This is a genomic window from Dyella flagellata (genome assembly GCF_030160275.1).
Classification (GTDB): Bacteria; Pseudomonadota; Gammaproteobacteria; order Xanthomonadales; family Rhodanobacteraceae; genus Dyella_B; species Dyella_B flagellata.
Genome location: NZ_BSOA01000012.1, coordinates 155,507 through 171,950 on the forward strand (window position 1 = coordinate 155,507; position 16,444 = coordinate 171,950).

The window sequence follows — 16,444 nt, forward strand, 5'->3', positions numbered from 1 at the left end:
TCGCAACACCATCATGCTTTGGCGCCGCCGCCTCAACGAGAGAATGAATGATCCATGCGCGATACCGGGTCGCCAGCACAAAACAAACGCTCGCTCTAAATCATAAATGCGACCAACACCGTGAGATAGATCGCAATTATTTCAAGCTGTTACACTACTCAATCGCTTCGAGCCCATAGCCCAAGATCCCAGACGCTTAGCACGAACATCCGGCACGTCGCCATCGATCCAAGCCCAAGCGATGCCGCTCCACATATTTAAGACAACGATCATCGTCAAAATAGAATTGCACAGGCTAAACGATATATTCCGTCACACAAATAATATCAACGAAAATTATCCTTAATTTCTCCAATGCTCATCCACGACTTAGCGGACCTAACCGGAAATACTAAAGAATGAACCTTCACAAATAAATATGAACAACGAGACAATTACAAACCATAAAAAGCAATCAAACCACTTAGAATTTATTATGAAATCCATATAACACCATATGATCGATTACCATGACTCATGTTCTTGCCACATGGAAACGTGACCTTGGCACGACCACAATTTCAAGCAATGCGCCTCGAAATTAGGGTCATTCGCCTCACCCCACTTTGAATGGAGCGCGCGCTGAAAGCGCCGGCTTACGTACTTCTTGCCTTTGCCAGCCGTTCGTACGGCCACTCTCAATTCCGGCACATTGGTGTTTCTTTCGATCAGTCCCGATACGCCGGTTTGCATGATAGCGCCCAAAAGCCCCGCATTCCTAATGCCAACCATTAGCACCATGGATGAGGATGGATAAGCTTTTCGCAAACGCTTTACGCGATCCAGGCCGCGTCCGCCATGGGCATCGAGTATCGCGAAATTGGCAAGGATGACATCGTGACTCATGCTTTCCAATATTTCCAGAAGATCAGCCAACGAGCTGGCTTCGGCAACAACCCTTGCGTCATTATGCGATTCAAGCAACTTACGAATGCCATAACGAGCAATCGGCTGATTATCCGCAAGTACAACTCTTGGTACATCATCATGGTAAAGCATTGTTGCCATCCTTTTTTACACAGGCAGGCAGCACAGATCCATCCACATGCGACGACATGACAATAGCTTTGCCACGAACCTGCTGCCTTCAAACACAGGATCGACGAAGGTCGATCCGCAACGTATGTGAGTATAGGGTGAATATATTTTTAAAGCGTTTCCATACCCTATAAATTTGTTTCAATCGGCTGCAAGGGCCCTGCGCGCCCGACGGCTGCGCAACCTGACTTCAAGACAAGCAAGGCCTGCGTTCCGCCCCCATGCCGGTTCTTCAACTGAAAACTTCCCCCATGGATGCGTACCAATCGGTCCACGATCGCCAGGCCCAGGCCAGTGCCGGCAGCACTCGAACGGCCGACATCGGCGCGGACGAAGGGGCGTATCAGATACCTCGGATCCTGATGGAGCGGCAACCCCGGCCCGCGGTCCAAGACGGCCAGATAGGCAAGTCCATGCGTACACCAGGTTTTTACTTCCAGCCCGGCGCCACCGTATTTGCAGGCATTGTCCATCAGGTTGGTGACGACTCGCGACATCGCCACGGGGCGGAAACGGAACAGGGGCAAATCACCCAGGTTCAATTGAAAGGCATGCCCGCTTTCACTGAACAAGTCCGCCAATTGAAGGATCAAGGCATTCAAATCGCCTTCGACCGGCGCTTCGGAATGATTGTCCCTCATGTAGTCAATGAACTGACTGATAATCGCGTCAATCTGGTCGATATAGCGAACGTAGGTTTCCTCTCCCACGTGCCCGTCCATGGCCAACGCAAGCCGCAACTTCGTCAACGGCGTGCGCAGATCATGTGAGATACCCGCCAGCATCACCGCACGCGTCGACTCCATTTCCTCCAAACTGGCCATCATCATGTTGAACTGCTCGGCGACGTCCGCCAACTCGCAGGTACTGTAGTTGCCCAACCGTTCCGGACGGGCACCGTCCCGCACTTTTCTAGCCGCGGCGGCAATGTCCCGCAGGGGTCTGCTCAGCCGCTGCTGAATCAGGAAAGCCCCCAGCATGGCGAGCAAGGTGATGAGTACGGAAATCATTACCCGAGATGCGGCAACACGCCATTGCAGCGGAGGACCCACTCGCGAAGCGAGCCAATAGTGCTCCCCTCCAACATGGATGTTGGCCAGCAACTGCGGATGCGGTTGATTGCGCCAGCGAATGGCGATATCCGGCTTGACGTTTTTCCGGATGCTATCGAAGAACAAGGCAGCAAGCAGACTCCTGGGGCGAGGTTCCTCCGCGGGTGGATCGCCCCTCAAGATCTTCATCTGTCCGCTCCGGTTGATGCGATCGATACATATTTCCCTTTGCGCGGGATCTACTTTCGAAGTGATTTCATCCAGCAGATTCAGCTGCGAAGCGACCAACACCCCCAACTCGATGACTCGGGGTCGCTGCATGAAGTCGAAGACGAGCATGCTGGACACGTGCACCGTAATCGCCAGAGACACGAGCAAGATCAGGTTTCTCCCCAGCAGGGTGCGAGGCCAGAATCTAGGCATGGTCGCAATCCGGTACAAAAACATACCCGATGCCCCAGACCGTGCGGATATAGCGTGGTTTGCGAGGTTCCTCCTCGATCTTCCGGCGCAGGCGCAGCACCTGCACGTCCAGGCTTCTATCCATCGATTCGTGATCGCGCCCGTGGATCTTTTCCATCAGATGGTCCCGGCTCAACGGTCGATGCGGATTGGCAGCAAAGACCCTGAGCAGTTGAAACTCCGTGCTAGACAGCATGATCGGCTCTTCGCCGCGCATAAGCTTCATTTTCGACACATTCAAGGTGAATGGCCCGAAGCCTTTTATCTCATCGTCATCCCAGGTGGATTCGGCATGCAGCATGCGTTGGCGCCGAAACATGGCGCGCAAGCGTGCTACCAGTTCACGCGGATCGAAAGGCTTGGGCAGATAGTCGTCCGCGCCCATTTCCAGACCGAGGATGCGATCGACCGGATCGCCCCGCGCGGTCAACATCAGGACGGGAATGGTTTGCCCCAGCGCGCGCAAGCGCCGGCAAACGGACAAGCCGTCTTCACCCGGCATCATCAGATCCAATACCAGGGCGTCGTAAGGTTCTCTTTGCAGGTAGCGATCCAGCTGCTCGGGGTTTTCCACCGCGCGCACCTCGAAGCCGTGGTCGCCCAGGTAGCGGCGAAGCATGCTGCGAAGTTCGGCATCGTCGTCCAATACCAAAACTCGATGGGGCCCGTCGTTCAGAGCTAACTCCTTGCTGACCGATCTCAGGGACGCTTGCCATCATGGCAGGCTAAACGAAGCGCCATTTTGGCCTATCAACTGGCAGCTTTTACACACCTGTAATTGTTTGTAACAAACTCCCCTCGCGTCGAACACGCGATAAGTCTCATCAATGCTGCTCCCCCGCGCCTCGCTTAGGCCCGGCTACCGGAAAGAATCAGCTTCAGTCCCAACGCGCAGAAACCGGCGGCAAAGATGCGCCGCAACCATGCCGTGACCTGCGGGCGCGCAAGCACATGCGCCCGCATGAACGATGCAAACACGCCATAGATCGCGAACACCACCAGCGTCATCAGCATGAAGATCGTGCCGAGCGCCAACAAGCGCAGCATCGGCGAGGGATCATTCCTGGCAATGAACTGTGGCAGGAAGGCCAGGAAGAAGATCGGCAATTTGGGATTGAGCAGATTGAGCAGGATGGCCGAGCTGATGATCTTCACGGGTGAGCGTGCCGCGCTGTCCTGGCCAGGATCGAGCGCACTGCGGTCGCGCCAGGTGCTCCAGGCCATGTACAACAGGTAGGCGGCGCCCAGAAATTTCAACAGCTCGAAGGCGAACGCGCTGGTGCGAAAGAGCGCGGCCAGACCCAGCACGGCAACGGCCAAATGGGGCAGCGTTCCAAGCGTGCAGCCAACGGCTGCCAACAGGCTGGCGCGTGCTCCGCGCGACAGTCCGGTCGAAACGGTATAGAGCACTCCGGTCCCCGGGGATACCACGACCAGCAGGGAGGTAAGCAGGAATTCGGCGCTCATGGGCCGGCATCCGTGGATTTCAGGTGTGCGCGCGAAAGAAACCGACCCATCGACATGGCTGCCTCTCCTGGTGAAGGCTGGAAAGACGTGACCATCGCAAAGCCGGGCGCATCCGGTCTTGAAGAATATTGCAGGGCTCCGGAACACGCCGGAGTGGCGCAACTCAACGGATGCGAATAGATGGCTAACCTACTGCGGCCTGATACCGCGCGGGCGTGATGCCGAACTGCCGGACGAAAGCGCGCGTCAAATGGCTCTGGTCGGCAAAGCCACAAAGCAGGGCAGCTTCCGCGGCGCAATGCCCTTGCGCCAGGTACCTGCGCGCCAAGCGAACCCGCAGCTGGATACGGTAGGCGTGCGGTGTCGTACCCAGGTCGCGCATGAAGCCACGAATCAGTTGAAAGCGACTCACGCTGCAGGCAGCTGCCAGCCCGGACAAGGGCGTGGCGGCGTCCGGCTCGGCTTCGATCCATTCGACCGCCCGCGCGATGGCCGGCGATGTCCGCGGCAATGGCGGACCGCTCATACGATGCCGCTGCATGACGCGCACCAGGCAGGCAAGCAGCAGCTCTTCGGCGTCATCGCAACCTGCCCTGCGCGGATCAAGCGCGCCCAGCCATTTCATCACCTCGGCCGCCAGGGCGCGGTCGTGCGCGACGGGCCGAAACATCACGTCGCCAGCGCCAAGCTCAACGGCCAGTTCGCGCGTCACCAGACCAGGGTCGAGATAGAGAATGTGCCACTCGCGCGCACCGCCGATGGGCGAACCGTCATGCATCTCACCCGGATTCACCATGATCACGTCACCCATGGTCGATTCCACCGTCCCTGCCCCGCTCCAGGATTTCTGGGCGCCAGCGGTCATCACACCGATGCCATAGTGATCGTGCGCATGCCGGGGAAACGCGTGCTCGCTGAGCAAGGACAAGGCCTCCACGCCCGGCAAGCAGGATCGGTGCGGGACGACTCGATGAGTTTTCCTGGTCATTTGGGATGCCCTGCCAGCGCGTCTCACTGCATGTAGGCTGGGATGACAATCCCAGCATCGGCCTGGCATGTGGAAGCTGGGATTATCATCCCAGCCTACATGCTGAGGCGCAGCGAGATGCTGTATACCATGCGCGTCCCTAGCTGCCGAACAAGGCCGCTTCCTTCGCGCGGCGATTCACCAGCCCAGGCAGCACATGACCAGCCGCGTAGACATAGTTGCCGAACATGCCTTGGGCAGCGGCGTAGTCACCGCTATTGAGCGTTGCCAGCAGGCTGGAATAACCATTCGGGCCGACGTTGTAGGTAAGGCTCACCAGCGCGTCGAATTGATGCTGCGTCAGCGGCACGCGCACGTTCCGGCGGACTGCATTTTCTGCCGAAGCCAGATCCTGCTTCAGATACGCTTCGGCCTGTGCCTGGCTGATTGTCTGGCCGGGCACCACTGCGCCGGTATGTCCATAGCCTATCGTCCACGGGGCACCGCCGGTGCCCGGGTCCGGATAGGCGGTTGCGCTGAACCCCTCGAAGCCTTCGATCATCTTCACCCCATCCTCGCTGATGCCCAGTTGCGCGGCGGGTTCACCCTGGCCAGGCGCGGAGCTGGGCGCGACGGCATTGTCGGGAATGGTCAACAACTGCCCCGGATAGATCAGGTCGGAATTGGCGATTTGTGGATTGGCCGCCTCCAGTGCCGCCAGCGAAACACCGAAGCGCTGGGCGATCGCCAACAGGCTGTCGCCGTACTGGACGGTGTATGGGTGGCCCAATGTCTGGCCGGAGAAAGACGGAAGACTGGACCCTGTGCCGCTGATTTCAGTCATGGCTGCCTCATCCCTGTCGATGGTTGGGTGCGACGCTGATTGCAACATGCTGCCCCTGGGTCTCCCATGGGGAGTTGCCCCAGGTAAAGATACTCTGATCTTTAATCGCCGCCACCCACCTTCCACAGATACCGCGGCAACTGGCGCCGGCGGAACTCGGCAAAGTCCACGCGCTTGGGGTAAGACACCGCAGCGGCCGGACGCAAATCGCGTCGACTGCCTTGCCAATAACGGCAGCGGCGGCTGCGTGGCCGGCGACGGCGGCGCATCGCGGCGATGGCGGCACGGCGGCGACGACCCTGCTCGCGCTGTTCTTCGGTCTGTTCCATCTCCTCGCCACCTGGCCGGCCGACGCACAACTCCTGCAATCCTTCGCCGGTGCGGCGCGAAGCGGCACGCTGCTCATGGCCGATCGGGTCGATACGCTGCAAGCGATCGCGCACCAGCGAAAATTGCATGCTGCGCCCCGCGCCGAGATCGACCACCTTGGTGGCACGTTGACTGGCCGCAAGTGCAGCGAGCGCCTGTGGATCGACAAAGGGCGATGACGTAGCCGTCCCGGTACCCGAACCACCCGCTTGCGCCAGCAGCACGGCCATGAGCTGCAAGCTCATCGGATGGCCGTCGATAGGCAGACCTGCCGCATTCATCGCGCTGGCGGGCAGAACGATGGCGGTGCCGCTGCTCCCTTGAAGCATTCTTGCGACCGGTGCGGCAAACCGGCTGTCGTCCATCGGTGGAGGCGGCGCCATCCCCGAACCTGGGTTGCGCAACCGATCCTGCCCGACCGGCATCACCCCATTGGCGCTCCGCGTAAAGCTGAAAGCGCCCTCGCTTTCGCTCTCATGCTGGCTCGAGGTAACGGCGATGACTTTGCTTGGCTCCACACTCCATGTCGGAGGCACTGTGGTCGTGGCAGAGGTGGTCGTAGGTACTGAAGTGGATGCCGACGCCTGGTTCGATGTCGTGCTCGGCAGCGGTTCGGATACTGGCATGACCGCGGCCGGCGTATCGAATGACCTGCTGGCATCTACCGACATGTTCGATACGGGAGCGGCCAACACGACGGTGATGGACGTGTCGACAGTATTGCCGCTACCTGGCGCGGGCATGACCGGATTGACGCTCATTACCCAGCGACCTTGGTTTTCCTCCAACGGCAGCGCGAACGGTGCATTCCGCTGCGACAAGTCGAGCACGTCCAGGGCAACCGCGATCGAGCGAGGTATCGGCACGACCACAGTCACGCCATCGTTCGGCATGTAGTCGAACTCCGCTCCGGGTGGAATGCTCGATGCAGACGCCGCATCCGTTGGCGATGCTGGCGGTTGCGCTACATAAGCCTGATTGCCGGCCAGGTTCACGCTCTGCAAGATCTGGTCGATGTGGCCCTCGGGCAGGGCCACGACCTGGCTGAGGTTGAGCGAACTATTGGCCTCAAGACCGGGATTCACGGCAAGTATCGAATCGACCGGAAGATGCAAGGCATTGGCCAGGTCATTCACCGTGCCGCCCAGGGACAGCGGAAACAGGATGGTCAGGCCACCATCGCTCGATCCCAGACCCGGCAGATCCAGTGGGTTGCCGCCTATGATGGCCTGCAGCAGGGAGTCGGACATGGCTGCGAACTCAGGTAAGCAGGCTTGGACAGACTTCCAACTCGCCCAGCTTGCTCTGTGCGAAGCGTTCGATCAATTGCGGCGCCCCTTCGAGCAGGCTGCGATAAGCCGTGCTGGAGCGGGTATCGGCACGCAGCTTCCAGCCACTGCTGGTGCGGCTCAGCCACAGCTCGGTGCCGGGCAGCAGGCCATCCTTCAAGGTGATCATGATCTCGCGCGATTGCGCCGTGCTGCGGCTGCTTGCGTCAGGCACCAGCAGCTGCTTCACATGACGCTCGATCAATTCGGCCAAGGCCGGAGCCATGGCCGCATGCCTCGCTGGCGCCTGCTCCGCGTTCGCGTTGACCGCTTGCTGCGCCAGATGCAGAGTTTGCATGCCGATATTCGCCGCGGCTTGATCACCTCCGCGATGCTCATCCTGCTGATCGCTGTTGCCTTCGTCGTGCTGATCACGCCCAGCGAGCACGGGTGACTGCGCCCTGCCCTCATCCAGCTGCCGCTGCAGCAGATTGCGCAAGGCTTGTTCCTGGTCGGGCGGCAGCTCGTTGGCATCGGCACTTTCATCGGCGCCCATATCGACATCTACAGCGTCGTTCTCGTCCGCTCCGTTTTGCCCGGAGCTGTCCGCCGAGGGCGGCTTGCCATGCATCAGTGTGCGGAAGCGCTGCACGTTTTCGTGCTCGCCATGGAGCGTGGCCTTGCTGTGGGTTTCGCGCGCGCCACGCCGACTGGCCTGGCCCGTCGAAGTGGATGAAGGTGGCGTTGAAGATGGCATATGCATATCGACCTCAGCGTGACGTGGTCCGGCGCAGCAACAGCTCTTCCAAGCTGTGCTCCTCGCGCAGCGCCTGCTGGCTGCGCGACTCCCGCAGCCATTCCTGCTTCATTTCGCCCAAAGCATCGAGCTTGCCGTGCGCCCGCCGCCAGGCGATGGCGGCCAGGTCCAAGGCGGCAGCAGCCTCTGTACACACTTGCGAACGCTGCTCCAGCTCGCCACGCCTTTGCGCGATGATCTGATCCAGCCACGCAAGATGATGTTCATGCCGGCTCATCGCCTCTCCCGTAGCCGGCCCGTGATCGAACAGCTCGTGCCACGAAGCCTCGGCAAAATCCAGCCGCTGCCGCACCGATAATTCCCATTGCTCGGTAGCCTCGACGCGCTGGCGCTCGGCGGCGCTCCAGTGTTCGCGGCAGGCCTTCATTTCCGTCTCCAGCTTGCGCAAGCGCATCCCTCTCACCTTGCACAGGGGTTCGAGCGGGAACTTGTCGGCGCCGTGGCTCATGCGCAAACTCCGATCAGCTTGTTGCGTGTGCCGGTGAACTCCGCATGCTCGTGCGTATCCTGGCGCAGCAATTGATGGATGGCGTCGATCCGCGCGATGGCCGTATCCGCATCGGCATCGCCGCCGGGCTTGTATTCACCCAGTTGCAGCAACATCTCGATCTCGCGGTACTTGGCCAGGTAGCGCCGCAGCGCGCCGGCTGCACGTTGCTGGGTTTGCGGCGTTACGCGCGGCATCAGGCGGCTGGCACTGGCGAGCACGTCGATAGCCGGATAGTGATTGGCCTGCGCCAGGCGGCGTGACAGATAGATGTGTCCATCCAGGATCGAGCGGACTTCCTCGGCAATCGGATCGCTGCCGTCCTCGTCCTCCATCAGCACGGTATAGAAAGCGGTAATCGAACCCTTGTCGTTGGTGCCTGCGCGCTCGAACAGGCGCGGCAAGGCGGAAAACACCGATGGCGTAAAACCGCGCCGCGCCGGCGGCTCGCCCATCGCCAGGCCGACGTCGCGCAGCGCACGCGCAAAACGCGTCACTGAATCCATCATCAGCAGCACATTCTTGCCGCAGTCGCGAAAGTATTCGGCGATAGCGGTACCCAGCCAGGCTACGCGGCTGCGCTCCAAGGCCGGACGATCCGAGGTGGCGACCACCAGCACGCTGCGTTTCAAGCCTTCTTCGCCCAGGCTGTCATGCAGGAATTCGCCAACCTCGCGACCGCGTTCGCCCACCAGCACGATCACATTCACATCCGATTGCGCGTTACGCGCCAGCATGCCAAGCAAGGTGCTCTTGCCACCGCCGGCCACCGCGAAGATGCCGGTGCGTTGGCCACGGCCGATGGTCAACGTCGCGTCGATCGCGCGCACGCCGGTCGGCAGCGGCTCGTCGATCGCTTGCCGGGTGAAGGGATTGGGTGAATCGGCATACAGCGGCACCCTCTCAACATCCAACAACGGGCCTAAGCCATCCAGGGGCTCGCCATGTGCATCGATCACACGACCCAGCAGGCTCTGGCCCGCCGGCGCGGTGGCCTGTTTGCCGGTGGCGGTCACGGTGGTGGCGGTGGAAATGCCCTCCAGCGGACCGAGCGGCGTCAGCAAAGTCTGCTGCTGCGATACACCTACCACTTCGGCGGGCAGGCTGAAGCCGGTATCGCTCTGCTCCAGCAGGCAAAGTTCGCCGATCGCCGCACGCACGCCGGTAGCGCGCACCAAAGTGCCATAGGCTTCCGCAACGCGCCCCACATGTTGCAAGGTGTCGCGCCGGCTGAGGGCGCGCAGCAACGGATCGTCGCTGTCTTGCGACGGCAGCCGTTCGTCAGTCCGCGCGTTCACGCCGCCCTCCGCCCGTCTTCTCCGCGGCGGCAAGGATCACCCTTGCCTGTTCGAGCTGTTCGTTGAAGCCCGCGCGCACGATCCCGCCTGCCGATTCGATGATGCAATCGAAGCGATCCAGGTTCGGATCGCCGATGATTTCGATGTCCGGTGCGGCGGCCGCACCCAACGCGGCCACTTCGCTGCGCGCCTGCGCGACGATGTCCGGATGAATGCGCACCAGCAGATGCGGTTCGAACACCAGCTTTTGCATGGCTTCGGCCACCAGCGCAGCGACCAGCCGCTCGGCACCGATCGCCGGCGCGATATGCTTCACTACGCCGATCGCGACATCCGCAGCACGCTTGCGCAGTTCCGCGGTGGCGGCGGAGCGCGCATCGACCAGCGCCTGCAGGGCTTGAGCGCATTCGCGCAAGCCGGCTTCACGTCCCTCGATCAGACCTTCACGCCTGGCCTGGGCAAAGATCTGCTCGCGCTCGGCCTGAGCCTGGCGCAACAACTCATTGGCCTGCTCGACGATACGTTGCGCTTCACCAAGCGGCGTCCACGCCGCCGCAGGAATCACGCCGGCCGTGACATACAGCTGAAAGCGTTCGTGATCGGTAAGCAATGCGTTCATTCGGTTCGTCCTTCCGCGGCCACCAGTGCGACCGAAGCCTCCTCGTCCAAAGCCTGTTGCTCGACCAGCAGTGCGGGAATCGCCGCGTTTGGCAGCCAGCAATCCCCGCGGCATGGACGTAGCGGCGCTTGTGCATAGGCCAACGCCAGTCGCGCCGCGAGACGCTCATCCCGTCGTTCGGCATGGCCCAGGAATTCGATCATGCCGCGCCCATGGACCGCATCGCTCAATGCTTGCCCGTCGCGGCCACAGCGTTGCAAAACGGCACTGCCCATCTGCCGCACTGCCTCCGGCGCCGAACCCGGCCACGGCTGGGCACTCTGCGCCCGCCGCCAGGTTGCCAAACCCAGTGCATCGCGCACGAACAGCACGGCATTGCGCTCGACCAGCATGCGCAACGCCGGCCCGAGGGAGATCGCGCCCAATTCCCGGGTAAAGGCATACAAACGCGCTTGCGGCCATTGCAGCCAAGGCTCGTCGTCCTGCCAGGCCTGCCATCGTTCGTGATCGGGGGCGAACACATCGGGCGCCTGGCGCAAGACAGTCCGCGCCAGATGCCGTCGGCCGACCGGCGACTGCAGCGCCCGCTGCAACAGTGGCTCAGGAACATTCGCGCAGTGCGCCGGATGCACGGCGTCGAGCAGCGCCCGCGCGTGCCGCTGGCGCTCGCTGCATTCAACGTTCATGCGACACGCCCGAGCGCGCCAGCGAGCGTGGCCGCCCGCCCAGCAATGCGCCGCGATTGCGCCACAGCACCACACCTGCTAGCAACAGCACCAATACCGCCAGCCCGATCATCGCCAAGGACGTCAGCTCGCTACGCAGCAGGCCCGTGTTACTGGCAGCTTGCGGCAATTCGGTCGGCGTGCGCTGGAAGAATTGCACGGTGACACGGCTGGCATCGGTGAGTCCTTCGGTACCGTTCATGACGGCCGCCTTGATATCCGGCGCGCGGCCTTCGATACCGGCATTCGGACGCGTGATGATGACTACCGAGGCGGAGCCGCCGGGCGGTTTGTCATCGATCGGGCTCTTGTCCGGGATCGACAAATACACATAGGCATCGACCACGCCATCGAACTGCCGCAGCGTATGGCCAAGCTGTTGCTCGCGCGCGTAGATGAAGCGCTGCTTGTCTTCCAGCGGCGAGGAAACGAAGCCGTCCTTTTTGAACACCTGGCCGATGTTGTCGATGCTTTGGTGCGGCAGCCCCTGGTCCCGCAGCACCGCCACCGCGGCCGGCATATCGTGGCGATCCAACACCACCTGCCAGCCATCGCCACGCTCGGCCGGACGCTTGTCCGCATCGATGCCATTGTTCAGCAGCGCGGCAATCACTTCGTTGGCCTGCTGTTCATCGAGCTTGTTGTACAAGACCTCGCGCGAACAGCCGACCAGCAGCCCCAATGCAAGCACCAGGGCTGCCAACCGGCAGGCTTTGTAGAACATCCGCTTGGGCATCACGCCAGCACCTCAGGACTGTTGGCGGAACAGCTGCTGCACGCCGTCGGAACTCCGATTGGCGACGTTCGAAGTCATCTCCGCCTGGAACACCATTTCCTGGCAGCGCATCGTCATGTCGATGATCTGGCTAGGTGCCAGGTCGCGGCCGCTGCTGCGCATGCCGTTGGCCAGCTGGCCCAGCTGGCTGGCCTGGCTGTTGAGCGAATCGAACTGGCCCAGCACGGCCTTGACGCTGGCTGAAAGCTCCTGCGGCACCGGCGCCACGGGTTGCGCCTGATTGACATTCGCTGGCGCGGCGTCGGCGAAGGACTGGCGGAACTTCGCGATATCGTCGATATGCGCCGGCGCGGTGGCCGCGCCGGCGCCGGGCGTCGCGGCAAAATCGGCGACGTTGACCATTTGAGTCGGTAGCACATTCATGTGAAGACCTCCTGGCAAAATACGCTCAACCCTGCTTTTGACCCAGGGTGCTCAAGGCCTGGCCGACGGCATTGGTCGAGGTGGATGCACTGGTCGACAGGAACTGCATCTTCAGGCTCTCCGCCGTGAGCTGGGTGAGCGTCGAGGGATTGTCCGATCCGCCGTTCGGGCTGCCGGCCTGGCCGTTCACGCCGGCGTCGGACCCGGCACTGACCTGGTCGGACAAGGCGGTGACCTTGTTGGCCTGCTGGTCCAGCGCGTTGCCCCAAGCCTTGGCCAAGGCTTCGAACCAGCTGTTGGACTGATCGCTGCTGACGCCCTGGCCGGCCGAGGCCGCGCCGTTGGCAATCGTGGTATTGAGGAACTGGCTGTTGCTGTTTGAACTGATCGCGTTGCTGCTCATTGTCGTCTCCTGCCTGGTGGGGGGCTCACTGATGGGCGGGCTCCGGGGAATCGAAGCGGCAGCATCTGGCCACTTCGTATGGCTTGCCACTCAACGATGGTCGGGCGCTTGCGCCTCCTTCGCGGGAGCGGCTTTGGCGGCCGATGGCGCGGCGGCGCCGGAAGCAACTGGGGTTGCACTGCTGCTTGACGCGGCCGGCATCAAACGCTGCATATCGATCGAATTCATGTCACCCAGGGGATGCGGCGTCATGTATTTGTCGTCCCTGTTCAGTTGCATATAAGTGTTGTCGGGCATGCGCAGCAGAATGTTCTGGTCGCTGGTGACGCCGACGAAAATGCCACCCTGCGGCAAACTGCTGCCTGGGTAGTAGCGCGACTGATCACGCGTCACCACGTAGCTGTCCGCGCCACTGCTCACGTGCTGGATGAGCTTGCCCTGGTCCAGCTTGGGCGCCTCAGGTTTGCGCTCGTCGTAATTGCGCAAGGCCAGATTGAGACCCACGTCGCCATTGAGGCTTTGCATGTCGGCCGAACCGAGCACCTCCCGCTTCACGCGCTCGGTAGTGTCCGGATCGCCAAAGTGACCATCGACCTCGATCAGCCCTTGATCCAGCAACTGCGTTTCCACCGTGTAACCATGCATGCCGAAGATATCCTTCACCTGCTTGGCGACACTCGGCCAGTCACGCACTGCCAGCACGGTGGTCAGGCCGGCCGCGGAAAGTTTTCGCTTGAGTTCGGGCAGCTGCGCGGCATTGCCCACCACGCCGTGCACGACCAGCCGGTCGCCGTCGTCGATGTTGGCGACGACATGCTGCAGCGACATCTGATGCAGGATGTTCCGCGTTGTGTCGAGCTGATCGCTAGCGCTGTGTGGATGGACATCCGCAGGGTGGCTCACCTTCCAACTGCCCAGCAGCACCACCAGCGCAAAGGCCAGCAGCAAGCCGGCGATCGCCAGCACCCCGCGCCGCCGGCTCGCCAGCTGCTTTTCCGTCGCGCTGGCCGCCGTATGGTCCACTGCGTTGTCGAAGCTCAGCCAGCGTTCGCTCCAGTGCGGTCCGATAGCGAACTGCACCTTGCCCAGGCGCACCATGGTGAAGGGTTCAAGCGCGACGTTTTCGCCGTCCGCGATCCGCCGCTCCTGGATTTCCACCTCACCGTTCAAGGCGCGCAGCAGCACCTGATCGCCGACTACGGTGAGCACGCAATGATGATCGCCGATCTCGGCATCGCCAAGAATCAGGTCGCAGTCATCCGCCTGGCCGACCATCAGGATGCCGCGTTCGGGCAGGCGGAATTCCGCGCCGGCATGCACGCCGCTGAACACGCGCAAACGCAACTGCACGCGTGGTGCCGGCCGTTCCTTGCTAGGCGTTCGAGGGGCGACTTGGCTGTTCATGGCTTGGCGGTCTGAAATCCGGCTCCATTAGTGAGTGCGTGGCGCGACTGTAGGGGTCACGGGCAGGGGTGGTTGCGGCGGAATCGGCGCGCTGGACGGCTGCGGCTGCGTGGCCGGCTGCGGATTGTCGAACCGCCACCAGCCGGTCTTCTTCGCATCCTGGTCGTCGATCTGCTGCTGCGATTCGATCGTCACCTTCGACGAACTTGGGGTTTCCTGCCCGCTGATCTGATTGAGCGCGATCAGGCGCGGCGTGATCAGAAACAGCCGTTCGGTATGCGCGCGCTGTTTCTGCACCGTCTTGAACAGATAACCGAGCACCGGAATATTGCCGAGTACCGGAATCTTTTGCGTGGCATTGCTGCCGGTGTCCTGGATCAGGCCACCCAGCAGCAGGCCCTGGCCATCCTCGATCACCGCCTGCGTATTCACCGCATTGTTGTTGACGATCGGATACGACACGCCTTGCGAATCGGCCGACGTAAAGGTGATGTTGCCGTCGTCGATCTGCACTGCCAAACGGATGTGCAGCTTGCCGTTCTCTTCGACCAGATGCGGCGTCACACGCAGCGTGGTACCGGCCACGACGTTGTATAAGTCGGAGTTGTAGGCACCCGACACCGGCACGTAGACGGTCTGGTTGCTCTGGATGACCGCCTCGGTATCGTTCATGGTGATCACCTGCGGATGCGTCACGATATGCGTCACGCCATCGGCTTCCAGTGCATCCACGTTCACGATGAAATGCGCGGGATCGCCCAGGATGGCGCCGATCCGACCGCCGCCGCCGAACAAACTGGCCAAGTCCGACAGCGCCGCGCTATTTTTTCCTCCCGCCAAGGCGGCGGCCAGCGCAATTTGGGCCGCGTCCCCCGTCTGCCCAGTGGCGGGGCCGTTGCTGGTGAAGCCACCCGTAATGCCCCGGTTCTTATAGAACCAGTTGACACCCAGCGAGCGCGCCTTCTGCTTGTTCACGTCGATGATGGTCGCTTCGATCTCCACCATTTGCGGCGCGACGTCCAACTGGCGGATCAGCTCGTCATACATGGACATGCGATCGGCTGTGTCGCGCACGATGATCGCGTTGCGAAAACTGTCGGCGACGATACGGCTATCGCCTTGGCCATTGATGGACTGCAATGTGTTCTGCTGCGAGGGTTGCGAAGACGTCGTATTCGACGATGCCGCATCGCTGTCGTCACTATTTTGCGCGGGCACGGTGTAGTTGCCCAATGGCGGTGGCGGCTGCTGACCCATGCCCGCCAGGCCCTGGCCACGCAGCCCCGGCTGGCGCGCCGAAATCAGGCGTTCGTGTGCGCCACCGAACTGATCGTTGCCGGCGGCGCCCACCAATTGCCGCAGCACCGTGGCAACACCGGGCACGGTGACCTGACGATTGCCGACGGTGATCGTCGTATCCGAAGCCCAGGCGTACTTCAGCGGATAGAACTTGAAGCGCAGGCTGGGATTCTGGCCCAGGCCGGCGATGGTCTGCGCCATCTGCTTCACCTGATCGATAAACCGCTTGCTGCCGGTGATCATCACCAGCCCGGTGCTCGGTTCCAGCCGCCAGATGTCGCCACTGGCGGCATCGGACCAGTTCACGCTGGCCATGGCGGCCAGGAACTGCTGCTCCACCGGCAAGGGCACGCTGGTGTAGTCCGTCTGGCGTTCGGTATTGAGATAGACATAGACGGCCGAACCGTCCCAATACGCAAACAGCCCATTGCTGTCGGCAAGCTTGCGCCACACCTGCGCATAGCTGCCCTTGAAGTCGCCGTTGAGCGTGCCGGACCTTGACGCGACCTGCGGGCTCATCACTACCTCCAGCCCCTGGTCATGGAAGAAGTCCGGCAAAAATTCGTGCAAGCTCTTGTCCGCATGAATTTCGACTACGCCTTTCTTGAAAGGAATGGGTGTTGCCGAAGCGCTCGTTGCGCCTAGCATCAACCCCAGAACCAATAGCGAACCTCCGATCCGCGCACCAAGCTTCATGCTCCATCCGCCCCTGATTTTTTTCGTCATG

General features: G+C 61.6%; 17 protein-coding genes. All 17 read right to left on the reverse strand.

Annotated elements, in window-relative coordinates; translation table 11 throughout:
- Positions 1 to 504 precede the first annotated feature (504 nt).
- Positions 505 to 1,038: a response regulator gene (locus QQJ96_RS07080; protein ID WP_284331272.1), complete on the reverse strand. Its 534-nt coding sequence runs from the start codon at positions 1,036 to 1,038 to the stop codon at positions 505 to 507.
- A 167-nt stretch (positions 1,039 to 1,205) separates the two neighbouring features.
- A complete protein-coding gene (locus tag QQJ96_RS07085) occupies positions 1,206 to 2,180 on the reverse strand; it encodes an ATP-binding protein (protein ID WP_284331273.1) in 975 nt (324 codons plus the stop codon).
- A gap of 364 nt (positions 2,181 to 2,544) precedes the next feature.
- Positions 2,545 to 3,243: a response regulator gene (locus tag QQJ96_RS07090; RefSeq protein ID WP_284331274.1), complete on the reverse strand. Its 699-nt coding sequence runs from the start codon at positions 3,241 to 3,243 to the stop codon at positions 2,545 to 2,547.
- A 197-nt stretch (positions 3,244 to 3,440) separates the two neighbouring features.
- Positions 3,441 to 4,058 (reverse strand): LysE family translocator, encoded by a 618-nt coding sequence (locus QQJ96_RS07095; RefSeq protein WP_284331275.1) that lies wholly within the window; start codon positions 4,056 to 4,058, stop codon positions 3,441 to 3,443.
- A 184-nt stretch (positions 4,059 to 4,242) separates the two neighbouring features.
- Positions 4,243 to 5,046: an AraC family transcriptional regulator gene (locus QQJ96_RS07100; RefSeq protein ID WP_284331276.1), complete on the reverse strand. Its 804-nt coding sequence runs from the start codon at positions 5,044 to 5,046 to the stop codon at positions 4,243 to 4,245.
- A gap of 139 nt (positions 5,047 to 5,185) precedes the next feature.
- Positions 5,186 to 5,869 carry a glycoside hydrolase family protein gene (locus QQJ96_RS07105; protein ID WP_284331277.1) on the reverse strand — a complete coding sequence of 228 codons (684 nt, stop codon included), beginning with the start codon at positions 5,867 to 5,869 and terminating at the stop codon, positions 5,186 to 5,188.
- A 101-nt stretch (positions 5,870 to 5,970) separates the two neighbouring features.
- A complete protein-coding gene (locus QQJ96_RS07110) occupies positions 5,971 to 7,488 on the reverse strand; it encodes a hypothetical protein (RefSeq protein WP_284331278.1) in 1,518 nt (505 codons plus the stop codon).
- Positions 7,489 to 7,498: 10 nt separating this feature from the next.
- A complete protein-coding gene (locus tag QQJ96_RS07115) occupies positions 7,499 to 8,263 on the reverse strand; it encodes a type III secretion HpaP family protein (protein ID WP_284331279.1) in 765 nt (254 codons plus the stop codon).
- 13 nt (positions 8,264 to 8,276) lie between these two features.
- Complete coding sequence (locus QQJ96_RS07120; protein ID WP_284331280.1) at positions 8,277 to 8,771, reverse strand: hypothetical protein; 495 nt, start codon at positions 8,769 to 8,771, stop codon at positions 8,277 to 8,279.
- Positions 8,768 to 10,108, reverse strand: a complete 1,341-nt coding sequence (locus QQJ96_RS07125; RefSeq protein WP_284331281.1) for a FliI/YscN family ATPase — start codon at positions 10,106 to 10,108, stop codon at positions 8,768 to 8,770. Before QQJ96_RS07125 ends, QQJ96_RS07120 begins: the two co-directional genes overlap by 4 nt.
- Positions 10,092 to 10,727 carry a FliH/SctL family protein gene (locus tag QQJ96_RS07130; RefSeq protein ID WP_284331282.1) on the reverse strand — a complete coding sequence of 212 codons (636 nt, stop codon included), beginning with the start codon at positions 10,725 to 10,727 and terminating at the stop codon, positions 10,092 to 10,094. The genes QQJ96_RS07125 and QQJ96_RS07130 overlap by 17 nt, the downstream gene beginning before the upstream one ends.
- Positions 10,724 to 11,413: a hypothetical protein gene (locus QQJ96_RS07135; RefSeq protein WP_284331283.1), complete on the reverse strand. Its 690-nt coding sequence runs from the start codon at positions 11,411 to 11,413 to the stop codon at positions 10,724 to 10,726. Before QQJ96_RS07135 ends, QQJ96_RS07130 begins: the two co-directional genes overlap by 4 nt.
- On the reverse strand, positions 11,403 to 12,188 hold the full coding sequence (gene sctJ, locus QQJ96_RS07140; RefSeq protein WP_284331349.1) for a type III secretion system inner membrane ring lipoprotein SctJ: 786 nt from the start codon (positions 12,186 to 12,188) through the stop codon (positions 11,403 to 11,405). Before sctJ ends, QQJ96_RS07135 begins: the two co-directional genes overlap by 11 nt.
- Before the next feature lie 12 nt (positions 12,189 to 12,200).
- On the reverse strand, positions 12,201 to 12,611 hold the full coding sequence (locus QQJ96_RS07145) for a hypothetical protein (RefSeq protein ID WP_284331284.1): 411 nt from the start codon (positions 12,609 to 12,611) through the stop codon (positions 12,201 to 12,203).
- 25 nt (positions 12,612 to 12,636) lie between these two features.
- Positions 12,637 to 13,014: a hypothetical protein gene (locus QQJ96_RS07150; RefSeq protein ID WP_284331285.1), complete on the reverse strand. Its 378-nt coding sequence runs from the start codon at positions 13,012 to 13,014 to the stop codon at positions 12,637 to 12,639.
- Between the two features lie 90 nt (positions 13,015 to 13,104).
- Positions 13,105 to 14,418, reverse strand: coding sequence for an FHA domain-containing protein (locus QQJ96_RS07155; protein WP_284331286.1), 1,314 nt, complete (start codon positions 14,416 to 14,418; stop codon positions 13,105 to 13,107).
- Between the two features lie 27 nt (positions 14,419 to 14,445).
- Complete coding sequence (gene sctC / locus QQJ96_RS07160; protein WP_284331287.1) at positions 14,446 to 16,443, reverse strand: type III secretion system outer membrane ring subunit SctC; 1,998 nt, start codon at positions 16,441 to 16,443, stop codon at positions 14,446 to 14,448.
- Position 16,444 lies beyond the last annotated feature (1 nt).